Source organism: Pseudomonas edaphica, assembly GCF_005863185.1.
Taxonomy (GTDB): Bacteria; Pseudomonadota; Gammaproteobacteria; order Pseudomonadales; family Pseudomonadaceae; genus Aquipseudomonas; species Aquipseudomonas edaphica.
In genome coordinates this window covers 1-3,521 of sequence record NZ_VBVZ01000632.1, presented here as the reverse complement: position 1 = coordinate 3,521, position 3,521 = coordinate 1, and the positions used below count along the sequence as shown (strand labels likewise).

General features: G+C 57.9%; 4 protein-coding genes. 1 reads left to right on the top strand and 3 read right to left on the bottom strand.

Annotated features, from left to right (window positions below; genetic code table 11):
• Nucleotides 1–22: 22 nt before the first annotated feature.
• Nucleotides 23–1,222, bottom strand: coding sequence for an alanine transaminase (alaC, locus tag FEM54_RS27950; protein ID WP_017135427.1), 1,200 nt, complete (start codon nt 1,220–1,222; stop codon nt 23–25).
• A gap of 195 nt (nt 1,223–1,417) precedes the next feature.
• On the opposite strand from alaC, the gene FEM54_RS27945 reads away from it, so the two are divergent.
• The gene (locus FEM54_RS27945) at nt 1,418–1,900 is read left to right on the top strand and encodes a GyrI-like domain-containing protein (protein WP_017135428.1); all 483 of its coding nucleotides are present in this window, start codon (nt 1,418–1,420) and stop codon (nt 1,898–1,900) included.
• A 43-nt stretch (nt 1,901–1,943) separates the two neighbouring features.
• Here FEM54_RS27945 and FEM54_RS27940 read toward each other — a convergent pair whose 3' ends face one another.
• Nucleotides 1,944–2,549, bottom strand: coding sequence for a pyridoxamine 5'-phosphate oxidase family protein (locus FEM54_RS27940; RefSeq protein WP_017135429.1), 606 nt, complete (start codon nt 2,547–2,549; stop codon nt 1,944–1,946).
• 36 nt (nt 2,550–2,585) lie between these two features.
• Nucleotides 2,586–3,521, bottom strand: a 936-nt coding sequence (locus FEM54_RS27935) for a type II toxin-antitoxin system HipA family toxin (protein ID WP_138453794.1), incomplete at its 5' end; no start/stop codon positions are given.

Below are 3,521 nucleotides of genomic sequence, written 5' to 3'. Positions count from 1 at the left end.
GGTTTCTTCAGGTCGTTCAGGATCAGGCTTTATCCGCCCGGAACATCCCGCGAATCCCGCGTACCGCCTGGCGAATCCGGTCCTGGTTCTCGATCAGCGCAAAGCGCACATGATCATCCCCATACTCACCAAAGCCGATACCCGGCGACACGCACACCTTCGCCTCCAGCAGCAGCTTCTTGGCAAATTCCAGCGAACCCATGGCGGCATACTGCTCGGGGATTTTTGCCCAGACGTACATCGACGCCTTCGGATTCTCGACCATCCAACCCAGCTCATGCAGGCCTTTGACCAGCACGTTACGGCGCTGGCGATACTGCTCGGCAATGTCCTTCACGCACTGCTGATCACCTTCCAGCGCCGCAATCGCGGCCACTTGCAGCGGGGTGAAGGTGCCGTAGTCGTGGTAGCTCTTGATCCGCGCCAGGGCGTTGACCAGTTCCGGGTTACCGACCATAAAGCCGATGCGCCAGCCGGCCATGTTGTAACTCTTGGACAGGGTGAAAAACTCCACCGCAATGTCCTTGGCGCCCGGCACTTGCATGATCGACGGCGCTTTCCAGCCGTCGTAGACGATGTCGGCGTAGGCCAGGTCGTGGACAACAAGCACGTCGTACTGCTTGGCCAGGGCGATCACACGTTCAAAGAAGTCCAGTTCCACGCACTGCGCGGTGGGGTTGGACGGGAAGCCCAGAATCATCATTTTCGGCTTGGGGATCGAGCCACGAATCGCCCGTTCCAGCTCGGCGAAGAAATCCACGCCCGGCACCAGCGGCACCGAACGCACCTGGGCGCCGGCAATCACGGCACCGTAGATGTGAATCGGGTAGCTGGGGTTGGGCACCAGCACGGTGTCGCCCTGGTCGAGGGTGGCCAGCATCAAATGCGCCAGGCCTTCCTTGGAACCGATGGTCACGATGGCTTCGGTTTCCGGGTCGATATCCACTTCGTAGCGGTCTTTATACCAGCGCGAAATCGCCCGGCGCAGCCGCGGAATGCCTTTGGAAGTGGAGTAGCCGTGGGTATCTTCACGCTGGGCGACGGTGACCATTTTTTCCACGATGTGGGGAGGCGTGGCGCCGTCAGGGTTACCCATGCTCAAGTCGATGATGTCTTCGCCGCGCCGACGCGCAGCCATCTTCAGCTCGGCAGTGATATTAAAAACGTAAGGGGGGAGTCGATCTATGCGCGCAAAGCGGCGCGGCGAACCTTGGTCTGCCATTGTTGCCTCGAAGTACGTAAGCGCCCGGAACCGTCCGAGCGACGTCGGCCACTGCGGTGGCCTGCGGGGCAGACAATACGGTCGATGATGGCCAGTTGTCCAGATGTGTAGGAAAAATTTCTACTTGGAGTGAAGCCTGGATATGCCCCTATACTCGATGCGGGTTTGTTCCCTCATAAGAAGGAGACTGTTCGTATGGATCAGCAGACAAAACAACCGTTAGAGCCACGCATGGAAGCCGGTAAAGCCTTGGTAATCGCTGGGGTACAAGGGCGTTATTCAAAGGCCACAGTGGGTGATATCCCAAAGCTGTGGGAATTGTTCGACACTTGCATCAAAGACATTAAAAAGCGCGTCGGTGGCGTGACCTATGGTGTGTGCCATAACCCCCACCATGGCGAGTTCGACTACATGGCCGGAGTTGAAGTCCCGACTAAAAGCGACGTGCCGAGCAACTTCGAGTTCATCGAAATTGCGCCGCTCAACTATGCCGTGTTCCCACATTACGGGCCGGTGCAGGCACTTGAGCAAACCTACGAACGCATCATGTTCGAGTGGTTGCCGCACTCGGGCTACAAGGTGATGGGCGCGGATTTCGAACGCTACAGCGCCGATTTCGACGCGCGCAAGGGTACGGGGACGGTGGAGATCTGGCTGCCGGTTGGCGAAAAGGGCTGACGGCGGTGCTGTCAGCGCCGGCAAGCCGGCGCCGACAGACGTATCAATACAGCGTGTTTTTGACCCGCTCCGGCATCTCTCGGTCATAGGCCTCGGCATCAAACTGCCCAGCATTGAGCCGCTTGTGAAACGCTCCGGCCGACGGCAGTGCCGAGCGGTCCAAGTGCTTCTCGGGGTTCCAGCAATCCGAGCGCACAAAGGCTTTGGAGCAGTGGAAATATGCGGCCTCCACCTGCACCAGAATCACCGAACGCGCCGGTTTGCCATTCACCGCAAAACTCTCCAGCAGCTCGGGCTCGATGGAAATCTGCGCCCGGCCATTCACGCGCAACGTTTCGCCAACCCCCGGGATGATGAACAGTAAGGCAATGCGTGGGTCTTGCAGCAGATTGCGCAGGGTGTCGAGCCGGTTATTGCCCGGCCGGTCCGGGATCGCCAAGGTGCGCTCATCCACAATCCGTACAAACCCCGGCACATCACCACGTGGCGAGCCATCAATGCCGTCCGGCCCGGATGAACTCACCACCACCAGGGGCGACGCCCGCACCATGGCCTGGTAGTCCTCGTTGAGAAACGCGATCTCCTTGCGCACCGCCCGCTCGTGGGGGAGGCCGTAGAGGGTTTCGAGTTGTTCGAGGGTTGTCAGCATATTCACCACCTTGTCCTTGGATGAGTACAGAAGCGTTCAGCCACCGAAGCTCTGCTGGTAGCTCTGGGCGGATTGTCGAATGGCTTTTGCAACGTCAGGCGCTAACCGACAGTATTCGTCTTCGCGCTTGAGCACGACCTCAAGGGTTTGAAGCAGCGCCTGAATACGCGCCTGAGGTTCTGCAATTTCGCAGGTTCTTGCAAACTCAAGGATGCCCAAGCGTGAGGCAAACATTGATTTTTTGCCGGACAGATCCAGCGCAAGTGTGTCTTCAGGTATATAGGCGGTGGTATTCACGATGTCGTAAGCCGGGGCCAGGCGCGCGTCAAATTTAATCGGGTCACTGTAGAGCACACCGAAGTTTTTCAGGTGAGCATCGCCATTTCCCACGATGCAACTCAAAGCCACGCTATCGAACAATTGGTCCAACGAGCTGCGTTGGTTTTCTGGTGAGCAAAACGCGCGTACAGCCTTGGCGATGGCGGCATAGCTCTTGGTGTATTTCTGTTCGGCAGACAGGCCCATCAGTGTGGTCATGTCTTCGAAACCCAGCGGGTTGAGCTGCGCGTCGCGATCAAAGCGCCGCATGATGAATAGCTTATGGTTCTGCGACAGATAAAACGGCGGCACGGGCAGGCCTGCATCCCGCGCAATGGACATGCACAGGTATTCATTGATGGCCAAGCCCGGAAACTCATCACGCCCGCTCTTGATAATCAGGTCGTTGGTTTTAGAGGTGAATTTGTGCTCGTGAGTTTGAGGTTTTTCTGGCACCAGCACTTTGGGCTGCACGCCAGAAATGCCCGCTCGCAGAATGTAACGGTCCACCAAGTCGGCGAACAGGTCTTCTGCTCCGTCCCACGCGAGAATTTCTGCCAGGCTCTCTCCGTTTGCGGGAGGACCGTTGCGTTGGATCAATTCGTTTATCTGATCGGAAATCACGAAAACCCGGCCAATCGGTGCACTGCTACC

What these genes read in the sequence shown, in the direction of transcription:
- alaC (WP_017135427.1), bottom strand. Translation starts at nt 1,222, where the DNA reads ATGGCAGACCAAGGTTCGCCGCGCCGCTTTGCGCGCATAGATCGACTC.
- FEM54_RS27940 (WP_017135429.1), bottom strand. Translation starts at nt 2,549, where the DNA reads ATGCTGACAACCCTCGAACAACTCGAAACCCTCTACGGCCTCCCCCAC.
- FEM54_RS27945 (WP_017135428.1), top strand. Translation starts at nt 1,418, where the DNA reads ATGGATCAGCAGACAAAACAACCGTTAGAGCCACGCATGGAAGCCGGT.